Source organism: Streptomyces sp. NPDC048172, from assembly GCF_043202595.1.
Classification (GTDB): Bacteria; Actinomycetota; Actinomycetes; order Streptomycetales; family Streptomycetaceae; genus Streptomyces.
This window is the reverse complement of record NZ_JBIDAT010000006.1, coordinates 666,025-688,270: the sequence shown is the minus strand read 5'-3', so window position 1 is coordinate 688,270 and position 22,246 is coordinate 666,025. Positions and strand designations below refer to the sequence as shown.

General features: G+C 72.4%; 23 protein-coding genes. 12 read left to right on the top strand and 11 right to left on the bottom strand.

The genetic code is table 11. From position 1 onward, the window contains the following. Positions 1–2: 2 nt before the first annotated feature. Both ACGF3A_RS28905 and ACGF3A_RS28900 read right to left on the bottom strand, forming a co-directional pair. On the bottom strand, positions 3–902 hold the full coding sequence (locus ACGF3A_RS28905) for a M28 family metallopeptidase (protein WP_393733282.1): 900 nt from the start codon (positions 900–902) through the stop codon (positions 3–5). A 263-nt stretch (positions 903–1,165) separates the two neighbouring features. Continuing rightward, positions 1,166–2,236 (bottom strand): ABC transporter permease, encoded by a 1,071-nt coding sequence (locus tag ACGF3A_RS28900; RefSeq protein WP_393733281.1) that lies wholly within the window; start codon positions 2,234–2,236, stop codon positions 1,166–1,168. 107 nt (positions 2,237–2,343) lie between these two features. On the opposite strand from ACGF3A_RS28900, the gene ACGF3A_RS28895 reads away from it, so the two are divergent. From ACGF3A_RS28895 to ACGF3A_RS28845, 11 genes are all read left to right on the top strand, one after another. After that, on the top strand, positions 2,344–2,988 hold the full coding sequence (locus ACGF3A_RS28895; protein WP_393733280.1) for a TetR/AcrR family transcriptional regulator: 645 nt from the start codon (positions 2,344–2,346) through the stop codon (positions 2,986–2,988). A 47-nt stretch (positions 2,989–3,035) separates the two neighbouring features. Then, the gene (locus ACGF3A_RS28890) at positions 3,036–4,538 is read left to right on the top strand and encodes an alpha/beta hydrolase (RefSeq protein WP_393733279.1); all 1,503 of its coding nucleotides are present in this window, start codon (positions 3,036–3,038) and stop codon (positions 4,536–4,538) included. 23 nt (positions 4,539–4,561) lie between these two features. Further along, a complete protein-coding gene (locus ACGF3A_RS28885; RefSeq protein ID WP_393733278.1) occupies positions 4,562–4,747 on the top strand; it encodes a hypothetical protein in 186 nt (61 codons plus the stop codon). 411 nt (positions 4,748–5,158) lie between these two features. Then, positions 5,159–7,531, top strand: a complete 2,373-nt coding sequence (gene fxsT / locus ACGF3A_RS28880) for an FxSxx-COOH system tetratricopeptide repeat protein (protein WP_393733277.1) — start codon at positions 5,159–5,161, stop codon at positions 7,529–7,531. A gap of 232 nt (positions 7,532–7,763) precedes the next feature. Then, complete coding sequence (locus ACGF3A_RS28875; RefSeq protein WP_393733276.1) at positions 7,764–8,066, top strand: urease subunit gamma; 303 nt, start codon at positions 7,764–7,766, stop codon at positions 8,064–8,066. 17 nt (positions 8,067–8,083) lie between these two features. After that, positions 8,084–8,395, top strand: coding sequence for an urease subunit beta (locus ACGF3A_RS28870; RefSeq protein ID WP_393733275.1), 312 nt, complete (start codon positions 8,084–8,086; stop codon positions 8,393–8,395). Then, the gene (locus ACGF3A_RS28865; RefSeq protein ID WP_393733274.1) at positions 8,388–10,109 is read left to right on the top strand and encodes an urease subunit alpha; all 1,722 of its coding nucleotides are present in this window, start codon (positions 8,388–8,390) and stop codon (positions 10,107–10,109) included. Before ACGF3A_RS28870 ends, ACGF3A_RS28865 begins: the two co-directional genes overlap by 8 nt. Further along, on the top strand, positions 10,109–10,783 hold the full coding sequence (locus tag ACGF3A_RS28860) for an urease accessory protein UreF (protein WP_393733273.1): 675 nt from the start codon (positions 10,109–10,111) through the stop codon (positions 10,781–10,783). The genes ACGF3A_RS28865 and ACGF3A_RS28860 overlap by 1 nt, the downstream gene beginning before the upstream one ends. Positions 10,784–10,810: 27 nt before the next feature. Further along, entirely contained in the window at positions 10,811–11,524 is a 714-nt protein-coding gene (gene ureG / locus ACGF3A_RS28855) for an urease accessory protein UreG (protein ID WP_393733272.1), read from the top strand. Next, positions 11,521–12,309 carry an urease accessory protein UreD gene (locus ACGF3A_RS28850; protein ID WP_393733271.1) on the top strand — a complete coding sequence of 263 codons (789 nt, stop codon included), beginning with the start codon at positions 11,521–11,523 and terminating at the stop codon, positions 12,307–12,309. The genes ureG and ACGF3A_RS28850 overlap by 4 nt, the downstream gene beginning before the upstream one ends. 84 nt (positions 12,310–12,393) lie before the next feature. After that, the gene (locus ACGF3A_RS28845) at positions 12,394–14,067 is read left to right on the top strand and encodes an alpha/beta hydrolase (protein WP_393733270.1); all 1,674 of its coding nucleotides are present in this window, start codon (positions 12,394–12,396) and stop codon (positions 14,065–14,067) included. A gap of 89 nt (positions 14,068–14,156) precedes the next feature. On the opposite strand, the gene ACGF3A_RS28840 is transcribed toward ACGF3A_RS28845, so the two are convergent. From ACGF3A_RS28840 to ACGF3A_RS28830, 3 genes are all read right to left on the bottom strand, one after another. Further along, a complete protein-coding gene (locus ACGF3A_RS28840; protein WP_393733269.1) occupies positions 14,157–15,209 on the bottom strand; it encodes an NAD-dependent epimerase/dehydratase family protein in 1,053 nt (350 codons plus the stop codon). A 99-nt stretch (positions 15,210–15,308) separates the two neighbouring features. Then, complete coding sequence (locus ACGF3A_RS28835) at positions 15,309–16,055, bottom strand: lysophospholipid acyltransferase family protein (protein ID WP_393733268.1); 747 nt, start codon at positions 16,053–16,055, stop codon at positions 15,309–15,311. Between the two features lie 262 nt (positions 16,056–16,317). Further along, positions 16,318–16,971, bottom strand: coding sequence for a maleylpyruvate isomerase family mycothiol-dependent enzyme (locus ACGF3A_RS28830; RefSeq protein WP_393733267.1), 654 nt, complete (start codon positions 16,969–16,971; stop codon positions 16,318–16,320). 167 nt (positions 16,972–17,138) lie between these two features. Here ACGF3A_RS28830 and ACGF3A_RS28825 point away from each other — a divergent pair, with 167 nt between their 5' ends. Further along, positions 17,139–18,650: a sulfatase-like hydrolase/transferase gene (locus tag ACGF3A_RS28825; protein ID WP_393733266.1), complete on the top strand. Its 1,512-nt coding sequence runs from the start codon at positions 17,139–17,141 to the stop codon at positions 18,648–18,650. Positions 18,651–18,663: 13 nt separating this feature from the next. On the opposite strand, the gene ACGF3A_RS28820 is transcribed toward ACGF3A_RS28825, so the two are convergent. The 6 genes from ACGF3A_RS28820 to ACGF3A_RS28795 form a co-directional block, all read right to left on the bottom strand. Next, positions 18,664–19,374, bottom strand: a complete 711-nt coding sequence (locus tag ACGF3A_RS28820) for a hypothetical protein (RefSeq protein WP_393733265.1) — start codon at positions 19,372–19,374, stop codon at positions 18,664–18,666. After that, the gene (locus ACGF3A_RS28815; RefSeq protein WP_393733264.1) at positions 19,371–19,688 is read right to left on the bottom strand and encodes a PadR family transcriptional regulator; all 318 of its coding nucleotides are present in this window, start codon (positions 19,686–19,688) and stop codon (positions 19,371–19,373) included. Before ACGF3A_RS28815 ends, ACGF3A_RS28820 begins: the two co-directional genes overlap by 4 nt. Before the next feature lie 62 nt (positions 19,689–19,750). Then, positions 19,751–20,068: a DUF6343 family protein gene (locus ACGF3A_RS28810; RefSeq protein WP_393733263.1), complete on the bottom strand. Its 318-nt coding sequence runs from the start codon at positions 20,066–20,068 to the stop codon at positions 19,751–19,753. Positions 20,069–20,096: 28 nt separating this feature from the next. Further along, complete coding sequence (locus ACGF3A_RS28805) at positions 20,097–20,270, bottom strand: hypothetical protein (RefSeq protein ID WP_344525299.1); 174 nt, start codon at positions 20,268–20,270, stop codon at positions 20,097–20,099. Between the two features lie 128 nt (positions 20,271–20,398). Next, positions 20,399–21,352: a cytochrome c oxidase assembly protein gene (locus tag ACGF3A_RS28800; RefSeq protein WP_393733262.1), complete on the bottom strand. Its 954-nt coding sequence runs from the start codon at positions 21,350–21,352 to the stop codon at positions 20,399–20,401. 121 nt (positions 21,353–21,473) lie between these two features. Beyond that, a complete protein-coding gene (locus tag ACGF3A_RS28795; RefSeq protein ID WP_393733261.1) occupies positions 21,474–22,202 on the bottom strand; it encodes a type 1 glutamine amidotransferase in 729 nt (242 codons plus the stop codon). Positions 22,203–22,246: the final 44 nt, after the last annotated feature.

Sequence of the window (22,246 nt, the reverse complement as noted above, 5' to 3'; positions counted from 1 at the left end):
GGTCAGGAGCTGAGCGTCCAGAGGGCGTGCGCGATGGCGTCGGTGTTGACGTCGAGCGCACGCTCGTTGATGTTCGCCGTCGTGTCGCAGGACGCGTGGTAGCAGCGGTCGAACGCCTGGCCCGCCGTGCCGCCCCACTTACGGGCCTGGGCCGAGGACTTGATGCCCTCGGCGCCGGAGAAGGTGCCGCCGACCGTGACGCCCCTGTTGGCGAACGAGGCGTGGTCGCTGCGCCCGCCGACGCTGGTGTACTCGGTCTCGATGCCCTTCGAGCGGTACCAGTCGGTGAAGACGCGGGAGACCGTCGGGTCGTCCTGGTAGACGAAGTAGCCCGGGTTGGGCGAGCCGGTCATGTCGAAGTTGACGTACGCGCTGATCTTGCTCAGCTCGGACTGGGGGAGGCTGGCGACGTAGCGCTGCGAGCCGACGAGGCCCAGCTCCTCCGCGTCCCACCAGCCGAACCGCAGGTGCTGCGCGGGCTGGAGGTCGGCCCGTGCGACGGCGAGGGCGACCTCCAGTATTCCGGCGGAGCCCGAGCCGTTGTCGTTGATGCCGGGGCCGCGGGAGACCGAGTCGAGGTGCGAGCCCGCCATCAGCGTCTTGCCGGACGAGCCGCCCTTGGGCCAGTCGGCGATCAGGTTGTAGCCGGTCCTGCCGCCGTAGCTGAACTGGTGGATACGTGTCTGGAACCCGGCCTGGTCGAGCCGCCCCTTGATGTAGTTGAGCGAGGCGCGGTAGCCGGTGCGGCCGAAGGCGCGGTTGCCGCCGTTCGCGTTCGCCGCGGCCTGGAACTCCTTGAGGTGCTGCTGCACGTTGGCCACGGGGATGTCGGGCGCCGCGACGCGTGCCCGTACGGCCGTGGCGTCGTCGGCCTGGGCACCGGCCGCGCCCAGGAGCGTCACGGCGAGCGCCGTACTGGCCAGCGCTGCGACGACGGTGCGGCGTACGGACCTGCTGCGTAAGTGACCGCGTGAGGGTCTGTGTCTGCGGTGAGAGCTGGGTATCACGGTGAGGCTCCGATGCTCGGGAGTGGGGAGTCGCACAGGAGCTGCGACGGGGAATCACACGTGAGGGGTGGCTGGCGCGGCATGAGAGTCCTGCTGCCAGGGGGCCCCGTCAAGAGCGGATACCGGACAGCCGGGTCCGCTGCGCGGGCGGTGCCGCGTCAGCCCACCGGGGCCGTGGTGATCGGCCGTTCCGCGGGCGCGTCCGCGTCCGTCGCCGCGTCCGTCGCCGCGTCCGTCGCCGCGTCCGTCGCCGCTTCCGGACCTCCGGCGGCGCGGTCCCGGTCCTTGCGGAGGCCGCCGACCGTCACCGCCACCAGGCCCAGCACCGCCCAGACGGTGAGGACGAGGACGGGGGTGTCGGCGGCCTTCCCGTCGAAGAAGGAGACCGAGCGGAGCAGCGAGCCGCCCGCGCCCGGCGGCAGCAACTGGCCGAGCCACCCCAGCGGTTCGGGCAGCATCTCGGGGGCCGAGGTCACGCCGGAGGTCGGGTTGCCCAGCAGTACGGCGATCAGGCCGCCGATCCCGATCCCGGCGGTTCCCAGCAGCGCCTCCAGGCCCGCGACCGTCGCGCTCACCGCGAGGGCCGTCAGCCCGATCGCGGCGGCCTCCGCCCACCAGTTGCCCCCGAGCACCCCGAGCCAGGAGTGGGTGATGCCCGCGCCCACGGCCCCCACGAGGGCGGCGACGCCGAGCAGGACGACGACCCCGCGCGTGCCGCGCAGCCGCATCAGCGCCACGAGCGCGCCGCCCGCGACCCCGGCGATGGCCATCGGCAGCACGCTCGCGCTGAGCACGGCCCCGCGCGGGTCCTCCGGCGGCGCGGCCACCACGTCGTCCGTGGGGACGGTGCCGCCGTCGGGCGCCATCCGCGCGGCGGCCTGCTCCAGCAGCTGCGCGACCACGGGCCCGGCCGCGGTGGCGGTCAGCAGCTTCGGTCCCGAGGGGGACACGGCGACAGCCCCGTAGATCTCGCGGTCCTTGATCGCGTCGCGGGCCGCGCCCTCGTCCGGGTACGTGTGCAGCTCGAAGGCGCCCTCGCGCTGCTGCAGCCCCTCGCGCACCTGCTCGGTGGCGGCGGGCGGCCCGGCGACGCCCAGGGGCAGATCGCGGGGCTCCGTACGCGCGGCGGGCCAGGCGAAGGCCCAGAGCGCGAAGGCGACGATGAGGGGCACGAGGACCAGGGGTGCGCTCAGACGGCTCAGGCGGTTGAGGGGGATCAGGGGGGACACGGCGGGCCTCCAGCTAAAAAGAAGGATCGTTCGTTTTTGTAGACGCGCCCACCGTCCCGCCGCGCGTGCCGCTTGTCAAGAAGGAACGTTCGTTTTACGTTTACGGCATGGCTCGCGTATCCCAGGCACACCTCGACGCCCGGCGTCGGCAGATCCTCGACGGCGCCCGCCGCGCCTTCCTCCGGAACGGGTTCCATGCCGCGTCCATGCAGGACGTGCTCAAGGAGACAGGCCTGTCCGCCGGGGCGGTCTACCGCTACTTCGGCAGCAAGGAGGAGATCGTCGCCGCCGTCGCGGGCGAGGCCCTGCAGACGGTGCTCTCCTCCTTCGACTTCGCCGGAGCCGCCGAGGTGCCGCTCGCTCCCGACGAACTGTTCGCGGAGGTCTTCGGGCGGGTGGAGAAGGCCATCGGCGCGGGGGAGGATTCCAGGGAGCTGCCCCGGCTGCTCGTCCAGGTGTGGGCGGAGGCGCTGCGCAGCCCTCAGCTCGCCGAGGTGGTCGCGGAGGCGTACGGGCAGCTGCGGTTCCAGTGGTGCCGTCTCGTCGACACATACAAGGAGCACGGCTGGGTCGACCGCGAGGTCGACACCGAGCACGTGGCGCGCACCCTGATCGGCGCCGTGCAGGGCTATTTCGTGCAGCAGGCGCTGTTCGGCGGCATGACCAAGGATGACTTCCGGGAGGGCCTGCGCGGCCTGGTCTCCATGGCGCTCCCGCGCGAAGGAGTGGAGGTAACCCCCCGAGAACACTGACCAGTCGGTGGATGTGGCGCCCCTCGCGCGGCGGCGAGGCTCGCCCCATGACGAAGAGCAAGCGCCACGCCGCCCTGTGCGTCGCCGCCACCACGGCGGCCGTCCTCGCCGGTCCCACCGCCCCGCCGGTGGCCGCGGCCCCGTCAGTCGCTCCCCGCGGCGCTCCCCACTGGACCGCGTGCGAGGGCGATGGTGAGGGCGTCGACCCCCGCCAGCAGTGCGCGACCGTCGAGGTCCCCCGGGACTACGCCGACCCCGGCGGGGCCACCCTCTCCCTGGCCGTCTCCCGTATCCCGAGCGAGAAGCCCTCGGTACGCAGGGGCGCCCTCCTGCTCATACCGGGCGGACCCGGCGAATCCGGGATCGACAACCCGTCGGGAAAGGGGCAGAAGCTGCCTCAGAAGGTGCGCGACGCCTACGACCTCATCGGCCTCGACCCCCGTGGGCTCGGCCGTTCGGCCCCCGTGGACTGCGGCCTGGAACGCCGCGACCTGGCCCCCTCCGCGCTGCGCCCCTGGCCGGGGCCCGACGGTTCCGTCACCGGCAACCTCGTGACGGCGAAGCGAATATCGGACGCCTGCGCCCGCAACGGCGGCCCGCTCCTGCGCCACCTGACCACCGCCAACGTGGCCCGCGACCTCGACCGCGTCCGCGCCGCACTCGGCGAACCGAGAGTCTCCGCCTGGGCCACCTCGTACGGCACCTACGTGGGCGCCGTGTACGCCCAGCTCTTCCCCTCCCGGACCGACCGCGTCGTGCTGGACAGCAACGACGACCCGGACCCCACGCGCGTCGGCCGCAACTGGATCTCCGCGCACGAACGGGGTGTCGAGGACGCCTTCCCCGACTTCGCCGAGTGGGCCTCGCGGCCCGGCAACCCGGACCGGCTCGCGAGGGCCGCCGCCCAGGTGCGCCCGCTCTTCCTCCGCCTCGCCGCCCGCCTCGACCGCGAGCCGCGTCCCTGGCCGGGCGCGCACCCCGCGGAGCTCACCGGCAACGTGCTCCGCCACACCCTCCTCACCACCCTGTACGAGCCCGACGGCTACCCCGCCCTCGCCCGTCTCGTACGGGCCGCGCGCGAGGGCACCGCACTGCCGCCCGCGCCGAAGGCCCCGCCGGAGAAGGCGATGCAGAACTCCATCGCCGTAGGCACGGCCACCCTCTGCAACGACATCGCCTGGCCCCGCTCGGCCGCCGTCTACCAGAAGGAAGTCACTGCCAGCCGCGCCCAGTTCCCCCTCACCGCGGGCATGCCCCGCAACGCGATGCCGTGCGCCGCCTGGCCGTACGCGCCCCGCGAGGCCCCCGTACGCGTCACCGGCCACGGCCCCTCGAACATCCTCCTCGTCCAGAACGAACGGGACCCCGCCAGCCCCTTGGCCGGAGCCCTCAAACTCCGCGCGGCCCTGGGCGCCCGCGCCCGCATGGTGACCGTCGACGCCACGGGCCACGAGTCCTACGTCGCCAACGGCAACGCGTGCGGCGACCGCACGGTGACCCGCTTCCTCGCGACGGGGCAGCGGCCGCCGGGGGACGTCCGCTGCGGCTGAACGCAGAGGGAGAGGCCAGGACCGTGCGGGACTCGATGAACAAACTCGCCCGCGTCTGCAACGGATCCAAGATCGAATCCAGCGCCCAGCAGCCCGCCTACATCTCGCAGTTGACGGTCCCCGAATACGGAGACCAGGCCACCACCCGCCTGCTGCGCAAGCCCGCCCGCCACCTGCATGCTGCTGTCCTGGCTGCTGGGAAGCGGTGACGGGACGGCGTTCCGAGCCCGTCTCATCGAGCGTTCGGCCCTGTCGGCACAAGTTGTGCTATCTCCGACTGAATATGCGGACTTGACCATGATTCCAGGGTGAGTATGAGACATGACGGTCTGGCGGCGGATGCGCTGGTGGGGACCTGCCCTACTGGGAGCGGGTGCGGCGGCGGGATTGGTGGTGTGGGCGACCGTCGTGCATCCGGAAGGCTCTGATCAGGCGTGGGGCGCCGCCGGGTCGGTGGCCGGTATCGCCGCACTGGGGGTGGCGCTGCGGCAACTGCGCACACCAGAGCAATCCCCAGACCCAGCGAGCGGGCAGCCCGGTGGTGTGCCGGGGGTGGCGGGCAGTGAGGGCGCCATCGTCGCGGGCGGGGACGTCGAGGACTCCCATACCGAGTACGGGCCATGACCAGCAAGCGCAGGAAAGCACCTGAGCGGCGGCCAGAGGCGTCCGGTGGACTCCACGGGAGTGACGGGGCGATCGTCGCAGGCGGCGATGTGACCGGCTCGTCGACGCAGTACATCCAGGCGGAGCGGGCATTCGTGCTCCCGTCCGAGGCGTATGCGCCGATCCCGGACGATGCCGTGGACGGCGGGATTTCCAACATTGGCTCCGGCCTGTTCGTCGGCCGGGCCGAGGAACTCGGTGCGTTGGATGAGGCGTTCGCCCGCCCCGGAGGCGTCGTCGTGCACGCGGTGCGCGGACTGGGCGGGGTGGGCAAGTCGGCGCTCGCCGCGCACTGGGCCGCCAGGCGGCCCGAGAGGCTGCGCTGGTGGCTCACCGCCGACAGCGCAAGCGCGGTCGAGGCGGGGCTGACGGCGCTGGCCCGGGCCCTGCAGCCCGCACTGGCCGGGCTGCCCGCCGAGGTGCAGAGCGAACGCGCGATCGCCTGGCTCGCCGGCCATGACGGATGGCTGCTGGTGCTGGACAACGTCGAAGAACCCCGGCACATCCGCCCGCTGCTGGACCGTGTCCCGGGCGGCCGGATCCTGATCACCACCCGGCGTGCGACCGGCTGGCACCACCACGCCACCACTCTCAGCCTCGACGTGTTCGATCCGGCCGAAGCCTGGGAGCTGTTCACCCGTGTCCTCACCCATCACGGGCTCCGGTGCACGGAGGGCGCAGAAGCGGCGTGCGAGGAACTCGGGCACCTGGCCCTGGCAGTGGAACAGGCCGCCGCCTACTGCGCCGAGACCGGCACCTCCCCACGCACCTACCTGGACATGCTGGCTCGCTGGCCCGCCGACATGTTCGCCGCGGGGGCTGTGGGCGGCGACGCCGAACGCACCATCACCCGCATCTGGCACCTCACACTGGACCGCTTCGCCGACACGCCCCTCACCGGCGACCTGTTGCGGATCTTGGCCTGGTACGCCCCGGACCGTATCCCCCGCGACCTCCTCGACGGCCTCGCCGAACCGCCCCGCCTGGCCGCCGCGATCGGTCGGCTCACGGCCTACAGCATGATCACCGACAATGCCGACGGCACCCTGACCGTCCACCGCGTCCTCCAGACCCTCGCCCGCACCCCCGACGCCGACGACCCCCACCGTCGACCCGAAGCCATCGACCACGCGCGCGGCCAGGCCACCACACTCCTCACCAACGCTTTCCCCGCCGACAGCCACATTCGGCCTGACACCTGGCCCCGGTGCCGAAGCCTCCTCCCGCACGCCGACGCCCTCACTCACCACCACGCCCCCGACCGCGACACCCTTCGTACTGCCCTCGTCCTCTATCTCACCGCTCAATACCGAACAGGTCAGAGTGTCCTCGCCCCGGCCATCCAGGCTCTCCACCGTGCCCTTGCAGCCCAAAGGCGGATCCAGGGCAGCGACCACCCCGACACCCTGACCGCACGTAACTTCCTCGCTTACGCGCACTTTGCGGCGGGGGACCTGGGGCGAGCGACCCCGCTGTTCGAACGCATCCTGGAACAACGGGATCGGGTATTGGGTAGCGACCACCCCGACACGCTGACGTCGCGCAGCAACCTCGCCTACGCATACGAGGAGGCCGGAGACCTGAAGCGGGCGATCCCACTCCACGAACACACCCTGCGGAAACGGGAGCAGCTCCTGGGCGAGGACCACCGCGACACCTTGACCTCACGCAACAACCTCGCCGTCGCGTACCGGGCGGCGGGGGACCTGGAGCGAGCGATCCCGCTGTTCGAACGCACTCTGGAGGATCGGGAGCGGGTGCTGGGCAAGGACCACCCCGGCACGCTGGCTTCGTGCCGCAGCCTCGGTGTCGCATACACGGTGGCCGGGGACCTGGAACGGGCGATCCCGCTGCTCGAGCGCACCTTGCACGACGCCGAGCGGGTGCTGGGCAGCGACCACTCCGGCACGCTGGCTTCGTGCCGCAGCCTTGGTGGTGCATACACGGCGGCGGGGGACCTGGAGCGGGCGATCCCGCTGCTTGAGCGCGCCCTGCACGGCTGCGAGCGGGTGCTGGGCAACGGTCACCCCTCCATGCTTGCCACGCGCCGCCACCTCGCCAGCGCATATGAGAAGGCAGGTGACTTGGAGCGGGCGATCTCGCTGCTCGAACGCACCGTGCATGACTCCGAGCGGGTCCTGGGCAGCGACCGCCCCAAAGTGCTCATCGCGCGCAACGATCTCGCCCGTGCGTATGAAATGGCAGGGCACTTGGGGCGGGCGATCCAGCTGTTCGAACGCACCCTGCACGACAGCGAGCGGGTCCTGGGGCAGGGCCACCCGCTCACCACTACGGTGCGGACGAACCTGGAACGGGCGCGGTCCACCTAGCTGCCCCCGGGCAGAGCAGAGCGGAGGTCGAGTCGGTGTCAGCCGTTGCGGCCTCTGAGGCGTTAACTGCCGCGAAACACAAGGGAAGTAATCCCGGAGTAATGCCTGAGTAATGTCCTGGGTCCAGGCCGTAGAGGGGTTTCGCTTGTGTGATACATCTATTTCGCGAGTGCGTCGCCCCCAGTGACCGGGTCGCTCCAGGCCCCGGCGCGACGACTGTGAGGTGGAGACCATGCAACTGACCCCGCACGAGCAGGAACGGCTGCTCATCCACGTGGCGGCCGACGTCGCCGAGAGGCGCCGGGCGCGCGGGCTGAAGCTCAATCACCCCGAGGCCGTCGCGCTGATCACCTCGCATGTGCTGGAGGGCGCGCGCGACGGGCGTACCGTCTCCGAGCTGATGGACTCCGGGCGTTCCGTCCTCGGGCGCGACGACGTGATGGACGGGGTCCCCGAGATGATCCACGACGTGCAGGTCGAGGCGACCTTCCCCGACGGGACCAAGCTCGTCACCGTCCACGAGCCGATCGCCTGACGAGGAGCGCGCAGCAGATGATTCCCGGAGAGATCCTCTTCGCCGAGGAGCCGGTACGGATCAACGAGGGCGCCGAGGTGACCCGTCTGACCGTGCTCAACACCGCCGACCGGCCCGTGCAGGTCGGCTCCCACTACCACTTCGCCGAGGCCAACCCCGGGCTCGAATTCGACCGCGCGGCGGCCCGCGGGAAGCGGCTCAACGTCGCCGCGGGCACCGCCGTCCGCTTCGAGCCCGGCATTCCCGTCGAGGTCGCGCTCGTGCCGCTGCGCGGCAAGCGCGTCGTCGCCGGGCTCCGCGGCGCCATCGGAGGCCCCCTCGATGCCTGAGCTCTCCCGTCCCGCCTACGCCGATCTCTTCGGCCCGACCACCGGCGACCGGATACGGCTCGCGGACACCGACCTCGTCGTCGAGATCGAGGAGGACCGCTCCGGCGGCCCCGGACGCTCCGGCGACGAGGCCGTGTTCGGCGGGGGCAAGGTCATCCGTGAGTCGATGGGCCAGGCCCGTACGACCCGTGCCGAGGGCGCCCCGGACACCGTGATCACCGGCGCGCTCGTGCTGGACCACTGGGGCGTCGTCAAGGCCGACATCGGGGTACGCGACGGCCGTATCGTCGCGCTCGGCAAGGCCGGGAACCCCGACACGATGGACGGGGTCCACCCCGGCCTCGTCATCGGCCCCGAGACCGAGATCATCGCGGGCAACGGCAAGATCCTCACCGCCGGGGCCATCGACGCGCACGTGCACTTCATCTGCCCCCAGCTCGTGGACGAGGCCCTCGCCTCCGGCATCACCACGCTCGTCGGCGGGGGTACGGGCCCCGCCGAGGGGTCCAAGGCGACCACCGTCACGCCGGGGCCGTGGCATCTCGCCCGCACCCTGGAGGGCATGGACGGGCTGCCCGTCAACGTCGGCCTGCTCGGCAAGGGCAACACCGTCTCGCGCGACGCCATGCTCAGCCAACTGCGCGGCGGAGCCGTCGGGTTCAAGATCCATGAGGACTGGGGTGCGACCCCTGCCACGATCGACGCCTGTCTGGGGGTCTGTGACGAGACCGGGGCCCAGCTCGCCATCCACACCGACACCCTCAACGAGGCCGGGTTCGTCGGCGACACCCTCGCCGCCATCGCCGGACGCGGCATCCACGCGTACCACACCGAGGGCGCGGGCGGCGGGCACGCGCCGGACATCATCACCGTCGTCGGCGAGCCCAACGTCCTGCCGTCCTCGACGAATCCGACCCGGCCGCACACCGTCAACACCGTCGAGGAGCACCTCGACATGCTGATGGTCTGTCACCACCTCAACCCCGCCGTGCCCGAGGACCTCGCCTTCGCGGAGTCCCGCATCCGGCCCAGCACCATCGCCGCCGAGGACACCCTGCACGACCTCGGCGCGATCTCGATCATCTCCTCCGACTCCCAGGCCATGGGCCGTATCGGCGAGGTCGTGCTGCGCACCTGGCAGACGGCGCACGTGATGAAGAAGCGGTACGGGGCTCTCGCCGGGGACGGCAGGGCGGACAACCGCCGGGCCCGGCGCTACGTCGCCAAGTACACGATCAACCCCGCCGTCGCGCAGGGCATGGACGCCGAGATCGGCTCGGTCGAGCCCGGCAAGCTCGCCGACCTGGTGCTGTGGGACCCGGCGTTCTTCGGCGTCAAGCCGCAGACCGTGATCAAGGGCGGGCAGATCGCCTACGCGCAGATGGGCGACGCGAACGCGTCCATTCCGACTCCGCAACCGGTGCTGCCCCGCCGGATGTTCGGCGCCACGGGCCGGGCGCCCGGCTCCAACTCCGTCAACTTCGTGACGGGGACCGCGCTCGACGACGGGCTCGCCGACCGTCTCGACCTGCGCAAGCGGTTCGCCGCCATCGGCGACACCCGGCCCGTCACCAAGGCCGACATGCGCGAGAACGACGCCCGCCCCGACGTCAAGGTCGACCCCGACACCTTCACGGTCACCATCGACGGCACCCCGGTCACGCCCGACCCCGCGCCGGAACTGCCCATGGCCCAGCGGTACTTCCTCTTCTGATGTCCCGGGCAGCACTCCTCGTCCTGGCCGACGGCCGCTTCCCGGCGGGAGGACACGCGCACTCCGGCGGGGCCGAGGCGGCCGTGAAGGCGGGCCGTATCGCGGACGCGCCCTCGCTCGCGGCGTTCTGCCGCGGGCGGCTGCACACCGCCGGGCTGACGGCCGCCGGGCTCGCCGCCGCCGCGGCCGCGCCCGGTGGCGCGTTCGACCCGCTCGTCCTCGACGCCGAGGCGGACGCCCGTACGCCCTCGCCCGCACTGCGCCGTACGGCCCGCAAGCTGGGCCGGCAGATGATGCGCGCGGCCCGCGCCGCCTGGCCGGGCCCCGAGCTGGACGCGCTCGCCGCCGCCCGGCCCAAGGGCGCGCACCAGCCCGTCGTGCTCGGCCTCGCGGCCCGGTCGGCGGGGCTGGGGCCGCTGGACGCCGCCTACGCCGCCGCGTACGAGAACGTCAGCGGCCCGGCGACCGCCGCCGTACGTCTGCTCAGCCTCGACCCCTTCGACGCCACGGCCGTGCTGGCCCGGCTCGCACCCGAAGTCGACGCGGTGGCCCGCGAGGCCGCCGACGCCGCCGCGACCGGCGACCCGGAGGCGCTGCCCGCCGCCTCGGGGCCGCTGCTGGACATCACGGCCGAGGCCCACGCGACGTGGCCCGTACGCCTCTTCGCGTCCTGAGCCCCTCCCCGAAAGGAACGTTCGCCCATGCACCTCGACCACGAACTCGACGAGATGTTCCCCGAGCGCCACACCCACGGCGCCGCGCACCCCACCCGCGCCGACGGCACGCGCCGCGCGCTGCGCATCGGGCTGGGCGGGCCCGTGGGCTCGGGCAAGACCGCCACCGTCGCGGCGCTCTGCCGCGCACTGCGCGACGCCCTCTCGCTGGCCGTCGTCACCAACGACATCTACACCCGCGAGGACGCCGCCTTCCTGCTCCGCGAGGCCGTGCTGCCGCCCGAGCGGATCACCGCCGTGGAGACCGGCGCCTGCCCGCACACCGCGATCCGCGACGACATCTCCGCGAACCTCGAAGCCGTCGAGGACCTGGAGGACGAAGTGGGACCGCTCGACCTGATCCTCGTCGAGTCCGGCGGCGACAACCTCACCGCGACCTTCTCCAAGGGCCTCATCGACGCGCAGATCTTCGTGATCGACGTCGCGGGCGGCGACGACATCCCGCGCAAGGGTGGCCCCGGCGTCACCACGGCCGATCTGCTGGTCGTCAACAAGACGGACCTCGCCCCGTACGTCGGCTCCGACCTGGAGGGCATGGCACGCGACGCGAAGGCCCAGCGCGGCGACCTCCCCGTCGTCTTCCAGTCCCTCCGGGGCGAGGAGGGCGTCGGGCCCGTCGCCGACTGGGTCCGTGAGCGGCTCGCCGCCTGGCGCGCGACCCCGGTCGCCTCCGCCGCATGACGACCGCCCCCGCGCCGACGACCGGCGTCCACGCCACCGCCCGTATCGCCGCGGCGCTGGACGCCCGGGGCCGTACCGCGCTGCCGGTGCTCAGCGGCGAAGGGCCGTTCGCGCCGCGGCGTACGCGCGCGGCCGACCCGGCGCGGGCCCGGGTCACGCTCGTCGGGGCGATGAGCGCGCCCCTGACCGGCGACCGGCTCGTGATCGAGGCGCAGGTGGGGGAGGGGGCGGCGCTGCGGCTGGACGGGAGCGCGGCCACCATCGCGCTGCCGGGGGGTACGGGACAGGCGGAGCCCGCACGCTACGACGTACGGCTCACCGTCGCCGACGGCGGCACCCTCCACTGGCTCCCGGAGCCCCTCATCTCGGCCGCGGGCAGCGATCTGCGGCAGCACATCCGCGTGGACCTGGCACCCTCCGCGCGGCTGGTGCTCCGCGACGAGCAGGTGCTCGGCCGTACGGGGGAGGGGCCGGGGCGGCTCGGCACGCGGCTCACCGTGCGCCGCGGGGGACGTCCGCTGCTGGACCAGCGGCTCGATCTCGGACCCGGTGCACCCGGATGGGCGAGCGGCGCGGTGATCGGCAAGGGGCACCGGGCCGTGGGGCAACTCCTCGTCGTCGACCCCGAGTTCGGGACGGAGCCGCCGGGACCGCGCGTCCTGGGAGAGACCGCGGTGGTCACCCCGCTCGCGGCGGGACCGGCGATCCTGGTCACGGCTGTCGCGCCGGACGCGCTCCAGCTCCGAAAGTTGATCGATCAATCGCACATATTCACGTCTTGGTAAAGATCACAGGTGTGGCCTGTCACTTACCGCCGGTGAGGGAGAAAGATCCTCCTGACACACCACCCACCAGGGGGAGGCAGACACGTGAAGAGACGCAAGGCGGCGATAGCCGCAGCGGGCACACTCGCCGCGGGAGCGCTGACCGCGGGGCTCATATCCGTTCCGTCCGCCTTCGCGGACGGCACCGCGGAAGGGGCCCAGAAGGCCCAGCAGGCAGGTCAGCAGTCCCAGGCCGAGGCCCAGGGCGTGAAGCTGGCCGCCGCGCGCGCCGCCAAGACCGGCATCGACTGGAAGGACTGCCCGAAGGACTGGGGGCTCAAGGCGCCCATCCAGTGCGGCTGGGTCACCGTTCCCGTCGACTACGCCAAGCCGAACGGCAAGAAGATCAAGATTGCCGTCGACCGCGCCGTCAGCACAGGCAGCAAGAAGGAACGCCAGGGTTCGCTCGTCTACAACCCCGGCGGTCCCGGCGGCTCGGGCCTGCGCTTCCCGGCCCGTATCCCGGACAAGAACCCGCTGTGGGCCAAGGCCGCCACCGCCTACGACTTCGTGGGCTTCGACCCGCGCGGCGTCGGCCACTCGGCGCCGATCTCCTGCGCCGACCCGCAGGAGTGGGTCAAGGCCCCCAAGCCGGACGCCATCCCGCAGGACGAGGCGGACAAGCGCGCCCACCGCAAGACCGCCAAGGAGTACGCGGACGGCTGCGTGGAGCGCAGCGACAAGGCCGTCCTCGCCTCGATGACCACGCCCAACGCGGCTCGTGACCTCGACGTCATCCGCGCGGGGCTCGGCGACAAGAAGCTCAACTTCCTCGGCGTCTCCTACGGCACCTACATGGGTGGCGTCTACGCCGAGCTCTTCCCGAACCACGTGCGGCGCATGATCACGGACAGCATCGTGAACCCGTCGCCGAAGAAGATCTGGTACGACGTCAACCTCGACCAGGACGTCGCCTTCCAGACCCGCTGGGAAGACTGGAAGAAGTGGGCGGCGAAGCACAACGACGTCTACGGGCTCGGTGCCACCGCCGAGAAGATCGAGAAGCGCTGGGAGGACCTGCGCGCCACCGCCAAGAAGGACCCCATCGGCGGCGTCGTGGGCACCGAGGAGCTGACCGGTTTCTTCCAGAGCGCGCCCTACTACGACTCCGCCTGGGCCGAGGTCGCCTCCGCCTGGTCGGCGTACGTCAAGGGTGACGAGAAGCCGCTGATCGAGGCCGCGGGGCCGGACATGTCGGACGTCGCGGGCAACAAGGCCAGCGAGAACGGCAACGCCGTCTACACCGCCGTCGAGTGCAACGACGCGCAGTGGCCGCGCGACTGGAAGACCTGGGACCGGGACAACACCAAGCTCCACGAGAAGTACCCGTTCCTGACCTGGTCCAACGCGTGGATGAACTACCCGTGCGCCGTCTGGCCGCTCAAGCAGCAGAAGCCGCTCGACATCAAGGCCAAGACCTCGCACCCGGTTCTGATGATCCAGGCCACGCGTGACGCCGCCACCCCGTACCCGGGCGGCGTCGAGCTGCACAAGCGGCTCAAGGGCTCCCGTCTGATCACCGAGAAGGACGCGGGCTCGCACGGCATCACCAACCTGGAGAACAAGTGCATCAACAAGCGCGTTGACGCCTACCTCCTCAAGGGCACCGTGGATGCCAAGGACGTGACGTGCGGCCCGCACGCCACGCCCGAGCCGGAGAAGTCCGCGAAGAAGGCCGCCACCAAGGCAGCCGCCGCCGCGGTCCCGGCCGTGAAGTAGCAGCACACCGTACGGGCCTCGCGGGCCGTACGGACGAGGGGCGGCCGGAACACCACCGGCCGCCCCTCGGCATGTCGACGGCCCCCCGCTCAGCGGCGGTGCTCCGCCAGCCAGCGGTCCTCCGCCTCGTAGTCGAACATCCCGTACCCCTCCACTTGCGCCAGTTGCGGGTACACCTCCCGCCAGTCGCGTCCCCGCACCCGCGCCGCGACCCACTCCACCGTCTCCGGCAGCGACTCCTCGTACGAGGTCACGGGGCGGTAGCCCAGCTCCCGTTCCGCCGCCGTCATGTCGAACACCACCGGCTCCGGGAGCGACCAGGGCGTCGCGCCCACCGTCGGCGCGTCCTCGGGTGGGGCGCCGTCCAGCAGCACCGTCTCGGCCTCGCCGCCGAGGACGGTGTCCATCAGCTCCGCGATCCGCGCGACCGGGAGCGCCTCCGGGTCGGCCGCGTTGAGCGCCCGCGAGCCGGGCCGGCGGGCCGCCAGGCGCACCAGCTCCGCGAGGTTGTCCACGTGGGCGGTGTGGAAGCGGCTGCGGCCGCCGTACGCGAGGATCCGTACGGGCCTGCCGTCCAGCCACCGCTTGACGAACCACAGCTCGCGCGGCATCCGGTCGTGCCTCCCGTGCACCGCGCCCGCGCGCAGCAGCGTCACCGGCAGCCGCGCGCCGAGCGCCAGCAGGTCCCGCTCCATCAGCGCCTTGCGCGAGCCGTAGTCCCGGTCGCCGGGCGGCAGGGTGCGCTGCGTCTCCGGGATCGGGACCGGGTAGCGGGGGAAGCCGTCCGGCTCGTCCTGCGTCATGAAGCTGCGGCCCCGCCCGTCCTCGTAGACCGCGCCGCTGGAGAGCACCACGGCGGACGCCACCCGGCCCGCCAGCCCCGTCAGCTGGCGGGTGTGCGCGGGCGTCATCGTCCAGGTGTCCACCAGCAGCGCGTGGTCCTCGCCGACGGCCGCCGCCAGCGCCCCGTCCTCGTCCCGGTCGAGGGCGACCGCGCGTACGCCGTCCGGCCACGATCCGTCCTGGGCCGCGCCGCGCGCGGCGGCGGTCACCTCCCAGCCGTCGGCTGTGAGCGCCCGTACGGCCGCCCGTCCGATCTGTCCCGTCGCGCCGAGCACGAAGGCCCGCGGTCCGTCAGCCATGCGGGCAGGCTAGGGCGGTACGAGGAGACTCGGACAGGGGCTTCGCCGAGCGCGGAACCAATTGGCCCTGCGGGCCGCTTGGAGGGAGACGGGGGGGGCTCAGGCCGCGCCCCGGCCCTTGCCGCGCAGCGAACGGCCGCCGCGGGCCGCCTTCTCCCGCTCGCGCTCCGCGGCCTGCGCGGCCTTGGCGTCGGGCGCGTACATGTCCACGTACTCCTGGCCCGAGAGCTGCATGATCGCCTGGATGATCTCGTCGGTGACGGCCCGCAGCGCCACGCGCTCGTTCTCCATCCCCGCGAACCGCGAGAAGTCCAGCGGCTCCCCGAAGCGGATCGTCACGCGCCCGATCTTCGGCAGCTTCCGCCCCGGAGGCTGGAGTTCGAACGTGCCGACCATCGCGCACGGGATCACCTTCACGCCCGCGCCCAGCGCCATGGCGGCCACGCCGACGCGGCCCTTGTAGAGCCGTCCGTCGTGCGAGCGCGTCCCCTCCGGGTAGATGCCCAGCAACTCGTCCTTGCGCAGCACCCCGAGGCCCTCGTCGATCGCGGCCTGCCCGGCGCCCTTGCCCGAACGGTCCACCGGGATCTGCCCCGCGCTGCGGAAGAACGCCGCCGTCAGCCGCCCCTTGAGGCCCGGGCCCGTGAAGTACTCGGCCTTCGCCAGGAACGTGATGCGGCGCCGCAGCATCGCGGGCATCAGGAAATGGTCGGAGAACGACAGATGGTTGCCCGCCACGATCGCCGCGCCCTCGTCGGGCACATGCTCCAGGCCCTCGATGCGGGGCCGGAACACCAGCCGCAATATCGGCCCCAGCACCACATACTTCAGCACGTAGTAGAACACGGGACGTCTCCCTCTCCGCCGCTTCGGCTCACCGGGGCTCTTCCTGAGCCGGCTGACAGCACCTCGGGCCCGCCGTCCGCCGTCCGCCGTGGGGGCGCGGGACGCGGGCCGTGGCGCCCGATCGTATCCGCGCCACCATCGGGGCAAGAGCACATACCGCACTATCGCCCGGCGCGGGGAGCCGGTCACTACGTCGAACGGCACCGGTGTGCGCGGCGGTTCTTCAGGTGCCCGTCTCAGGCGCCCGCCTCAGGCTCCCGTCTCAGGCTCCCGCCCCCAGCAGCGTGGCGGCGCCCGGTCCGGTCAGCTCGTCCTCCGCCACCGGGCGGCCGGAGACGGCGAGGAGCAGGGAGAGCGCGGTCCCGGTCACCTCCGGGCCCTCGCCGAGGGTGAGTTCGGCGTCCGAGGCCGTGAGCCGGACCCGGCCCACCAGCTCCTTGGCCCCGCCGAACGACGCCGGGGTACGCGCCTGCAGGCGGAGCGCCCTGACCACGGCCTCCCGGGGGTAGGCGCGGGTGAGGCCGAGCGGGCGGCGGATGTCCTCGCCGTGGACGATCTCCTCGACGAGCCGTGTGTCGAGGGACGCGGGCGGCGTCGACGTACGCGAGGCGACCTGCCGCAGCTTCTCCAGCGTCTCCGCCGGTACGGCGCCGCGCTCGCGCTCTACGCCCCGCGTGTTCTGCCGGTCGAAGTCGAACCCGGCACGGGCGAGCCCGGCGACGAAGCCCAGGCGCGTGGTCCTGGCGGTGTCGACCAGATGCGCCGCCACGTCGTGCACGGTCCACCCCGCGCACAGCGAGGGGACCTCCCACCGCGCCTCGTCGAGACCTGCGAGGTCCTCGATCAGCGCCGCGCGCTCGGCGTGCACCCGCGTCCAGATGTCGGCTTTCACGGCGTTCTTCACGGCGTTCTTCACGGCGGTTCCTCCACTCGGCGGGGGCCTTGTGACAGGGGAGACCCGCCGCGCGCCGGAAACTCATCGCCCGGGGGCACGGTCGCCGCCGCACGGCTCTGGTGACCTCCGGCGCCCGGTGCTGCACTGTCCCCCGTCCGCACACCGCCGAGCGGAAGGGACGCCCGCCCGTGAACCCCGACAGCAGCACCCGCCCCCGCCCCCGCCCCAACATCCTGCTCGTCGTCTCCGACCAGGAACGGCAGCGTGACTGGCTGCCCGAGGGACTGCGCCTGCCCTGGCGCGAGCGGCTCCTCGCGGAGGGGCTGGAGTTCACCAACCACTGGACGCACTCCTCGCCGTGCTCCCCGTCGCGCGCCACGATGATGACGGGCCGGTACGTCCCGCAGCACCACGTCGCCGAGAACATCATCTTCCCCTGGCAGCCCGAGCTCCCGGCCTCCGTCCCCACCATCGGCTCCGCGCTGCGCGACGCCGGGTACCGCAGCGCGTACCTCGGCAAATGGCACCTGTCGACCAGCGCCCACCCCGACATGGCCGCCTACGGCTACGCCGACTGGGACGGCAACGACCACCACTGGATGGGCATGGCCGGGACCGGCGTGCACTTCGACCCCGTCATCGCCGAGTCCGCCGCGCACTGGCTCACCCGCAACGCCGCCGACCCCGACCCCGGGCCCTGGTTCCTCACCGTCGCGCTCGTCAACCCGCACGACGTCATGTGGTACCCCCTCGACCAGCCCGGCTACCAGCGCGACCACCCCGAACAGCTTGCCATGGTCCGCCGGTTCCTCGGCACGGGGGAGTGGGGGAGGGGCGAGGCCGTTCCCGCGTACGACGAGCCCTACGACGAGCTGTTCGACCGGCTCCCCGCGAACTTCGACGACGATCTGCACTCCAAACCCGCCGTCCAGCGCCAGTGGCGGTACGACCAGCAGCACAGCCTCTGGGGCCGCATCGACCCCCGCGACACCCGGGCCTGGCTGCGCCACCTCGACTACTACGCCCGGCTCCACCAGCTCGCCGACGAGAGCCTCGGCACCGTCCTGTCCGCGCTGGAGGCCACCGGGCGCTGGGACGACACGGTCGTCCTCTTCACCTCCGACCACGGCGACATGTGCGGCTCGCACGGCCTGCGCTCCAAGGGGCCCTTCGTCTACAACGAGATCATGAAGGTGCCCTTCTACGCGAAGGTCCCAGGCCTCACCCGCCCCGGCACCGTCACCGGCGCGCTCTCCTCCCACGTCGACCTCGCGCGCACAATCTGCGCCCTCGCGGGCGCCGCCCCCGACCCCGCGTTCCGCGGCACGGACCTCACCCCGGTCCTCGCCGACCCGGCCGCGTCCGTACGCGAGCACGTCCTCTTCGCGCAGGAGGCCGTGCACACCCGCCGCATCCAGCAGAACCGGTACGCGATCCGCGGGCTCTTCGACGGCCGCCACAAGTACGCCCGCTACTACGGCGTCGGCGGCGGCCTCGTCGCCGACCAGCCCACCAGGCCCACCGCCACCCCGATGCTCTTCGGCCCCGACGCCGCCTTCGACGACAACGACCACGAGCTGTACGACCTCCGGGAGGACCCCCACGAGCGCGTCAACCTCGCCCACGACCCGGCCCGCCGCGCCGAACTCCGCGAACGCTTCGCGCGGCTGCGCGAGATCGAGCAGACGGAGTTCGCCTGACGGCCAGGAGGCGTCAGGAGTCGTCGGTGGGGCGGGCGGCCAGCTCGATGCCGCGCACCCGGCGCAGCCACGCGAACAGCATCCGTACCGCCACCCCGCACCCCGCGCACCATGCCCAGCCCTCCGTCAGAAGGGTGTGCAGGCCGTCCGTGGCGTGGATGTAGACGACCAGCGCGCCCACCGCGGCGGCGTTCGCCGCGTTCGTACGGGCTTCCACGGCCAGCAGCCAGTCGAACGGGCGCCACAACGGTTCGGCCAGATCGCGCAGCCGCATGCGGACGGCCGCCAGCAGGAAACCCGCGACGAGCCGTCGCCGCCTGCGCCCCGGCAGACCCTCGCCGTCCTCGCCCGCCAGGACGGCGGCCCACTCCCCGCGCAGATGCGGCCTGCGCCGCCCGGCGACGAGGGAGGCCAGACCCAGCGAGCGCCCGCTGGGCTCCCGGGTCCGGTGTGCTCGGGCATTGCGATGGCTCATACCGAACAGGGTCCCGGCCGCCACCCCAGAGGCGATCAGGCCCCCGAGCGCGAAGAACCAGCCTGTGGTGACCAGGGTGTCCGTCGAGACCGGATCCCGGAAAATCGGTCCGAAAAGGTATCCCACCAACAGGAAGATGCCGCCCGCCAGCGCCGCGAGAACCGGCGCGAGAACGGCCACCACGGTCACGGCACCCGCGCCGTCGGGTCCCTGCCGGTGCGGCTGCTGAGGGCTCGGCTCCGCGGTCACGCCGCACCACCGTGGGGGGAGGTGCGCAGGCCGAAGAGCCTCGGCTTGCGTGTCCGGGCCTCCCGCGTGGCGCGCAGTCCGAAGGCCGTCAGCTCGTAGTAACGCCGCGCCGGGCGCCCCGGATGAGGCCCCGTCTCCTCCCGGCCGGTGATCCAGCCCTGCTCGGTGAGCCGGTCGAGGATCGGGTACACGGTCCCGGATCCCAGGTCGGCCTCCTCGCAGATCTTCAGACCCCAGGCCGGATCGTCCTCGGTCGCGGACAGGAGCACCTTGAGAACCTCAAGTGTCGGCCGGGTAAGGCGAATTGATGCCATGACACACAGGGTTCCACGACCCCGAGCGTATGTCGAGAACGAAGTACGCTCCGCGGCCGGCGTCAGCCGCCCCGCTCCCTGCGCTGCCGGGCCCGGACCACGTACACGTCCACCAGGGCCAGCAGCCCCAGCAGCGCGCACGCGGCGGCGATCCCCCACAGCGGGCCGCTGCCCGGGGAGCTGCCCGGGCCCGAGGAGTCCGCCCAGAGGCCGAAGCCCACGGCCGCGGCCAGGAAGAGCGGGGCGAAGAGGGCCGAGAGCAGCAGCCTCAGGCGGAGGGAGCTCTGGGCCGTGGTGGGCTCGGTCCCCGTACGTTCATGACGGTGCCCGTACGCCCCGGAACGCGACCGGGGCACGGGCTCGCGTGGCCTGTCGTCCATGGCTCCTCCCGGGGCCGGCCCCGTACGGCTAGTTACGCGCGGTCACCACGCCCAGCGTGATCAGGCCCAGCACCACCCACAGGAACCAGAGCCAGCCGCTGCTGCCCAGCGCCACCGTGTACGCGGTCACCACCACGAGCCCCACGACGGTGAACACCGTCATCGTCTTCACCGAGCCGGGCATCCCTGTCATCCCAGGCATCACCGCACCTCCTCCCGGCGGCCCCGGGGAGCACGGGTCGCGCACGCACAAGGGCCGCGGCCAGGTCCCCATCGTCACCCGGCCACGGCCCCGCGCGCTACTGGCGTGCCCTTCTGCGGTCTCGCGCCCTACCGTCCCTGGAGCGACGCCAGGTACGCGTTGTACGCGGCCAGCTCCTTGTCCCCGTCCCGGTCGGCCCGGCGGTCGCGGCGCCGTGCCTGGCGCTGCTCGGAGACGTACCACTGGAAGACCAGCGCGACGAGCACGATCACCGAGGGGATCTCGCTGAAGGCCCAGGCGATGCCGCCCGCCGCCTGCTGGTCGGAGAGCGCGTCCGCCCCGAGCGAGGCGGGCGGATGCGCGTACGTGCCGATCATCGGCTCCGTGGCCATCATCAGCGCGATGCCGAAGAAGGCGTGGAACGGCATGCCCGCGAAGAGCTCCAGCATCCGCATCACGTAGCCGGGCCGGTGCGGGCCCGGGTCCACGCCCATGATCGGCCAGAAGAAGACCAGGCCCACGGCGAGGAAGTGCACCATCATCGCGATGTGCCCGGCCTTGGAGCCCATGAGGAAGTCGAAGAGCGGCGTGAAGTAGAGCGCGTAGAGGCTCGCGATGAAGAGCGGGATCGTGAAGACCGGGTGCGTGATCACCCGCATGTAGCGGCTGTGCAGCAGCGCTACGAGGAGTTCGCGCGGCCCCTTGCGAGCACCCTGGCTGCGGTTCGCGGAGGGCAGCGCGCGCAGCGCCAGCGTCACCGGGGCGCCCAGCAGCAGCAGGATCGGCGACAGCATGCTGATCACCATGTGCTGCACCATGTGCACGCTGAAGAGGACCATCCCGTACTCGTTCAGCGCCGTGCACATCACCAGCGCAACCGTCAGCACACCGGTCACGAAGGCGACCGTGCGCCCCACCGGCCACGCGTCCCCGCGCCGCCGCAGCCGCACCACGCCCCACCCGTACAGGGCCAGCGCCAGCAGGCAGCCCACCAGGAAGAACGGCTCGCCGGTGAACTCCAGTCCCCGCGCGAGGGTGAAGGGCGGCAGGTCCATCGTCATGCCGTGGCCGCCGTGATCCATCCTTCTCCTGCTTTCTCCAGGTACGCCCCCGTCCGCACCAGACTAGAACCGCCCGCCCGGCCCGTCCCCGGCGGGGGCGGGCCGAACGGGCGGCTCCGGAAGGACGGACCCGGGGAGCGGGTCAGGCGGGCTGGGTCGCCGCCGCGATCCGCTCGTCGCGCAGCGCCTCGTACCAGCGGTCGTCGACCGGCGGCAGCGCGTTGACGTCCAGCGACAGCTTGATCAGCAGGTCCGCGATCTGCGGGTTCCGCGCGAGCACCGGGCCGTGCATGTACGTACCGAAGACCGTGTCGTTCCACGCGCCCTCGGTGCCGTCCCCGGTCCCGTTCCCCTTGCCGAGCCGCACCCGCGCCAGCGGGCGCGCGCCCGGGCCCAGGTGCGTGATGCCCTGGTGGTTCTCGAAGCCGGTGAGCTGCGGCAGCCGCAGATACTCGTCGACGTCGCCGAGGACGTCGCCCACACACCGGTCCGCCTCGCCACGCGTACTGGTCACGTCCAGCAGCCCCAGGCCGGGCGAGCGCTCGCCCAGGTCGTTGACGAACTCGTGGCCCATGATCTGGTAGCCCGCGCAGACGGAGAAGATGATCGCGCCGTTCTCCGCGGCGCGGTTCAGCCCGCCGTCGCGCAGCAGCCGCTCGGCCGCCAGCCGCTGTGGCCGGTCCTCGCCGCCGCCGATCAGATAGATGTCCCCGGAGGTCGGGATCGGCTGGTCCGAGCGCACGTCCAGCCGCTGCACGTCGAGCCCGCGCTGCCGCGCGCGCCGCTCCACCACCAGCGCGTTGCCCTGGTCGCCGTACGTGCTGAGCAGGTCCGGGTAGACCCACACCAGCCGCAGACTCGCGTTACTCATGCCGCCAGCTCCTTCAGCGGTTCGAAGGGATCGAGGTCGAGGTC

What these genes read in the sequence shown, in the direction of transcription:
- ACGF3A_RS28895 (WP_393733280.1), top strand. Translation starts at nt 2,344, where the DNA reads ATGGCTCGCGTATCCCAGGCACACCTCGACGCCCGGCGTCGGCAGATC.
- ACGF3A_RS28890 (WP_393733279.1), top strand. Translation starts at nt 3,036, where the DNA reads ATGACGAAGAGCAAGCGCCACGCCGCCCTGTGCGTCGCCGCCACCACG.
- fxsT (WP_393733277.1), top strand. Translation starts at nt 5,159, where the DNA reads ATGACCAGCAAGCGCAGGAAAGCACCTGAGCGGCGGCCAGAGGCGTCC.
- ACGF3A_RS28875 (WP_393733276.1), top strand. Translation starts at nt 7,764, where the DNA reads ATGCAACTGACCCCGCACGAGCAGGAACGGCTGCTCATCCACGTGGCG.
- ACGF3A_RS28870 (WP_393733275.1), top strand. Translation starts at nt 8,084, where the DNA reads ATGATTCCCGGAGAGATCCTCTTCGCCGAGGAGCCGGTACGGATCAAC.
- ACGF3A_RS28865 (WP_393733274.1), top strand. Translation starts at nt 8,388, where the DNA reads ATGCCTGAGCTCTCCCGTCCCGCCTACGCCGATCTCTTCGGCCCGACC.
- ACGF3A_RS28860 (WP_393733273.1), top strand. Translation starts at nt 10,109, where the DNA reads ATGTCCCGGGCAGCACTCCTCGTCCTGGCCGACGGCCGCTTCCCGGCG.
- ureG (WP_393733272.1), top strand. Translation starts at nt 10,811, where the DNA reads ATGCACCTCGACCACGAACTCGACGAGATGTTCCCCGAGCGCCACACC.
- ACGF3A_RS28850 (WP_393733271.1), top strand. Translation starts at nt 11,521, where the DNA reads ATGACGACCGCCCCCGCGCCGACGACCGGCGTCCACGCCACCGCCCGT.
- ACGF3A_RS28840 (WP_393733269.1), bottom strand. Translation starts at nt 15,209, where the DNA reads ATGGCTGACGGACCGCGGGCCTTCGTGCTCGGCGCGACGGGACAGATC.
- ACGF3A_RS28815 (WP_393733264.1), bottom strand. Translation starts at nt 19,688, where the DNA reads ATGGCATCAATTCGCCTTACCCGGCCGACACTTGAGGTTCTCAAGGTG.
- ACGF3A_RS28810 (WP_393733263.1), bottom strand. Translation starts at nt 20,068, where the DNA reads ATGGACGACAGGCCACGCGAGCCCGTGCCCCGGTCGCGTTCCGGGGCG.
- ACGF3A_RS28805 (WP_344525299.1), bottom strand. Translation starts at nt 20,270, where the DNA reads ATGCCTGGGATGACAGGGATGCCCGGCTCGGTGAAGACGATGACGGTG.
- ACGF3A_RS28800 (WP_393733262.1), bottom strand. Translation starts at nt 21,352, where the DNA reads ATGGATCACGGCGGCCACGGCATGACGATGGACCTGCCGCCCTTCACC.
- ACGF3A_RS28795 (WP_393733261.1), bottom strand. Translation starts at nt 22,202, where the DNA reads ATGAGTAACGCGAGTCTGCGGCTGGTGTGGGTCTACCCGGACCTGCTC.